The organism is Sphaerospermopsis reniformis (assembly GCF_005402885.1).
Classification (GTDB): Bacteria; Cyanobacteriota; Cyanobacteriia; order Cyanobacteriales; family Nostocaceae; genus Sphaerospermopsis; species Sphaerospermopsis kisseleviana.
In genome coordinates, this window is the sequence record NZ_BJCE01000339.1 from 1 (window position 1) to 4,346 (window position 4,346).

Here is a 4,346-nt window from a genome sequence, read left to right on the forward strand (position 1 = left end):
TTTTGAGATAGATAGGGATCTAAACGCTGCAATTAATTTATCGCGTCTGGCTAAGGCGTGAAAGTCTACTGAGGGATAACTGCTCCCATGCTCCCGTTGAAGTAGAAAGTAAAGTCTAGTTTTGTCTCGGTTTTATATAGCAGGTTAAGTTAAACGTTCTTGCAAACATTCAGCAATACGTTTGGCAGCACCAGGTAAACCCATCCTTTTAACTCCATTTTCAGAAATTTCGTGTAAAAGATCGGGATTTTGTAGCAGGGACTGTGTTACTTGGGCAACTTTTGTTGGTTGGTCTACTAAAATTAGAGATGATCCTAGAAGACGACTTTGGGCTTCTGCAAAAGCAGGATTATATTGAGGACCTTTACCGGGAATAGCGATCGCTGGTTTGCCTAAACCAATAAATTGTTCTGTTGCTGTACCTGCCATTGCGATCGCTAAATCCCCCAAATGTAAACAATCATTATAAGCTTGTTGAGTGAGAATAAGATAAGCATTTTTTTGTTTAAAAATCAAAGCATGAGCATCAGCCAGTTGAACTGGAGATTGATCGCATTTTTGCCAACCTGGAATTTTTAAAGTTTGAGTAAAAATATTGCCATCTAAACCGGGAGCGATCGCACCTAAAAACACCATCTCTCGCTCCCGGAAACTCTCAATCAAAGCTGATACAGCGATCATCATCACTTCCCAATTATCATAAGCCTCACCTGCACGAGAACCGGGAAGCAAAGTCACAACCAAAGGACGAACAATCTCTTGTTGTTCAAAACTATCATGATCAAATCTAGAAGTGCCAAAAGAAGGTTCTAAACCATCCATCATAGGATTTCCCACATCAAAAGCTGTAATAGGCCACTTTCTTAAAATTTCTGTTGTCAGCGCATCTCTAGGAAACACCGCCCGACAAAGACGACGACTCATCAACCACCTTTCCCAAGGATGATAAATAGAACCTGAAAAATTTTCCCAACGTGTCGATTTTGACTTTCTGGGTAATAAACCCAACTCATCCCGCACATAATATTCAGATTTTGCCGTTCCCACAAAAGCATAATTAGCACCGCTGATAGCTGCAAACAACAGTGGTACAATATCCCCCACAGCTAAAATCGCCTTTTGATTATCTAACTTTGTTTGCGAACTTACCCAATGACGCACCGCTTGAATCTGCTTCCAAGTCAGTTGTACCAAACCACCCTGGACATCCCGCATCAGTTGACGACTATCCATATAAATAAAACCACCAGAAGGCATAGTCTTAACTTCACCAATACAAGGCACATTTAAATTTTGGTAAGCACGACCTTCACCCACTATGGGTAAAGCAAAAATATCAGGAGGAGAAGATAACTGTTGCAGTTCCTTAATGATCCGTGCAGCAATGATATCTTCACCATGACCATTACTTAAAACCAGTAACTGTAAACGAGAACTTTTATCTGGAGACTGCTTCAATAAAGGTAATTGAGATAGATCACGCATAGAATTTTGGATTTTAGATTTTAAATTTTAGATTTTAGATTTTAGATTTTAGATAGGGGCTTGCAATTTGTCATCATCAAGCCTGATAATGAATAATACCAATTACCAAAACAACCAAAACACCTGTACCCAGATCCTCGACTTCTCAAAGAGGCCGGGGATCTTTTTAGATTTTGGATTTTAGATTTTAGATTTTGGACTTTAGATTGGGTCTTGCAATTTGTCATCATCAAGCCTGATAATAAGTAATACCAATTACCAAAACAACCAAAACACCTGTACCCAGATCCTCGACTTCTCAAAGAAGCCGGGGATCTTTATTCTCAGCGATCGCCTAACACCGTCAGCTTTTGTAGTAGCATAGTAGTAGCAAAAATCTAACCAGAAACAAAAAATTACAAATTTGGTCTCTTAATCCATAAGTATCTACAGCAAAGATTATCATTAATTATGCGAGTTTCTTCTGCGGCAATTTTTACCTTAGCTACTTTAGCTGTTAGTAATGCCACTCAGCAAGTCAATGCTGCACCCACTCAAAACACAAATCAAGAGCATAAAACCGCAACAACAGATGTGGTAATAGTGCCTGATGTAGAAACTCAAACAGCACAGGTAGAAACCTTAACAGCACCAGAAACTACTTATGCCATAGAATTTAGCTCTCAACCGATATCGCAACCAGTAGTTGTACGGACAAATATCAATAATTTTAATAATAATAATAACAACAATAACAACTTAATTACAGATGCTAATTTAGTAGTTACCGCCACCAATGTCCAGATCATAGGCGCTAATGCAGAATTAGAGCAAATCATTCGTAAAGTTATTAAAACCCAAACTGGAGGAGGAACTAGTCAAACCCAACTTCAACAGGATGTAGCCGCAATTTTAGACACTGGTTTATTTGCTAATGCGACAGTTAACAGTAGCAATACATCCGCTGGTGTAAATGTAGTTTATCAAGTGCAACCAATAGTTGTACAAGCATTACAATTAACTGGTGCAAAAGTTCTTACTTATCAAGTAGCCTTAGAAAATTTCCAAAATCAGATTGGTAAAGATATCAGTCCAGCAGCACTTCAGAACATAGTACAGCAAATTAACCAATGGTATAAAGATAACGGTTATACCCTAGCCAGAGTATTATCAATTCAACCGAACCGTCAAGGTATCCTCACAGTCAATGTAGCAGAAGGTTTAGTAGGTGATATCAAATTTCGGTTTTTGAGCGAAGAAGGCGAAAAATTTGATCAAAATGGTAATCCCATCAAAGGACGTAGTAAAGCAGATTTTATCAGACAGCAACTCAAACTAAAACCCGGAAAAGTATTTGCAGAAGATTTAGCACGGCAAGATATCCAAACTTTATATAAATTAGGTTTATTTAAAAGCGTCAATGTTGCATTTGAAGGAGACGCAAAAAAACTAGATTTAATCTATGAACTGCAAGAAGTAGGAGCGCGTTCTATTAACCTGGGAGGTGGATATAATGCTGATGATGGGATATCAGTGATTGTTAGTTATAGAGATCAAAATGTTGGTGGTGTGAATGATACCTTGTCTGCAAATGTGGAACTAAACAGACAGGATGTACTGTTTAATACTAATTTTAACAGTCCTTATCGAGAAACCAACCCTGAACGTTTGGGTTATAACATCAAAACCTTCCGTAGAAGACAAATTTCCGATACCTTTGACGATAAAATCAAACTGCCGAATGGTGATAAAGTGCGGGAAGGGAAAATAGGCGCTAGTGTGAGTTTGCAACAAGAAATAGATGGTTGGGATGCTGCTGTAGCTCTGAATTATACTCGTGTTACCATCCGCGATCGCTCTGGAAATATTACCCCCAGAGATGCTAACAATAACCAATTATCCTTGAGTGATACTGGTGTGGATGACCTAGCTACCGTATCATTTACAGCCACCAAAGACAAGCGGGATAACCCAGTGCAACCAACTGAAGGTTCAATTCTCACATTCAGCACCGAACAATCTATACCTGTAGGTAATGGACAGATTACCATGAATCGGCTACGGGGCAACTATAGTCAATTTATGCCCGTAAATTTATTTAACAGCACACAACCCCAAGTATTTGCTTTAAACCTGCAAGCTGGTACTGTAGTGGGTGACTTACCACCTTATGAAACTTTTAACTTAGGTGGTTCTAACTCAGTGCGCGGTTATGATGGTGGTAAAGTAGGAAGTGGTCGTAGTTATGTGTTAGCTTCTGCTGAATATCGTTTTCCGATCTTCCCTATTGCTGGGGGTGTGATATTTGCTGATTTTGCCACTGATTTAGGTTCTGGTGATACCGTGATTGGAGAACCAGCTAATGTGCGAAATAAACCTGGTAGTGGTTTTGGTTATGGTGCGGGTGTGCGCGTTGATTCGCCTTTAGGTTTAATTCGTGCTGATTTGGGAATTAATGATCAAGGTGAAAGTCGGGTGCATATTGGTATTGGTCAGAAGTTTTAATTTGGTTGTGGTGTGTTAAATTTCTAAGTAATGAACCACGTTCTGCGAAGCAGTTCCCGAAGGGTAGAAGCAAAGGACACGAAGGGAGGAGGTTTAGAGAGATTTTCCGTAGGTTTTGATTAATTAGGGTAAAATTATAACAGTGTGTTGGTTTTGAGTCTATGCGTCAATGTCTTAATCCTGACTGTCTTTTTCCTAATCCTGATAATTTTCAATATTGTCAAAAGTGCGGTAATAAGTTACTGCTAAAGGAAAGATATGCACCTCAATCAATTTTAGGTCAAGGTGGTTTTGGGAGAACATTTTTAGCTATTGATGAGGATAAACCATCAAAACCTTATTGTGTAATTAAACAATTTTTACCCCAAGCACAGGGA

3 protein-coding genes are annotated in these 4,346 nt (G+C 39.0%); 2 read left to right on the forward strand and 1 reads right to left on the reverse strand.

Annotated features, from left to right (window positions below; all coding sequences use genetic code 11):
* Positions 1 to 144: 144 nt before the first annotated feature.
* A complete protein-coding gene (locus FFR48_RS25820; protein ID WP_137669335.1) occupies positions 145 to 1,485 on the reverse strand; it encodes a lipid-A-disaccharide synthase-related protein in 1,341 nt (446 codons plus the stop codon).
* A 450-nt stretch (positions 1,486 to 1,935) separates the two neighbouring features.
* Between FFR48_RS25820 and FFR48_RS25825 the strand changes: the two genes are divergently transcribed.
* Both FFR48_RS25825 and FFR48_RS25830 read left to right on the forward strand, forming a co-directional pair.
* Complete coding sequence (locus FFR48_RS25825) at positions 1,936 to 3,969, forward strand: BamA/TamA family outer membrane protein (protein WP_137669336.1); 2,034 nt, start codon at positions 1,936 to 1,938, stop codon at positions 3,967 to 3,969.
* Between the two features lie 161 nt (positions 3,970 to 4,130).
* Positions 4,131 to 4,346: 4-Cys prefix domain-containing protein (locus FFR48_RS25830; protein ID WP_371851486.1), on the forward strand; the 216-nt coding region annotated here is incomplete at its 3' end.

What these genes read in the sequence shown, in the direction of transcription:
- FFR48_RS25820 (WP_137669335.1), bottom strand. Translation starts at nt 1,485, where the DNA reads ATGCGTGATCTATCTCAATTACCTTTATTGAAGCAGTCTCCAGATAAA.
- FFR48_RS25825 (WP_137669336.1), top strand. Translation starts at nt 1,936, where the DNA reads ATGCGAGTTTCTTCTGCGGCAATTTTTACCTTAGCTACTTTAGCTGTT.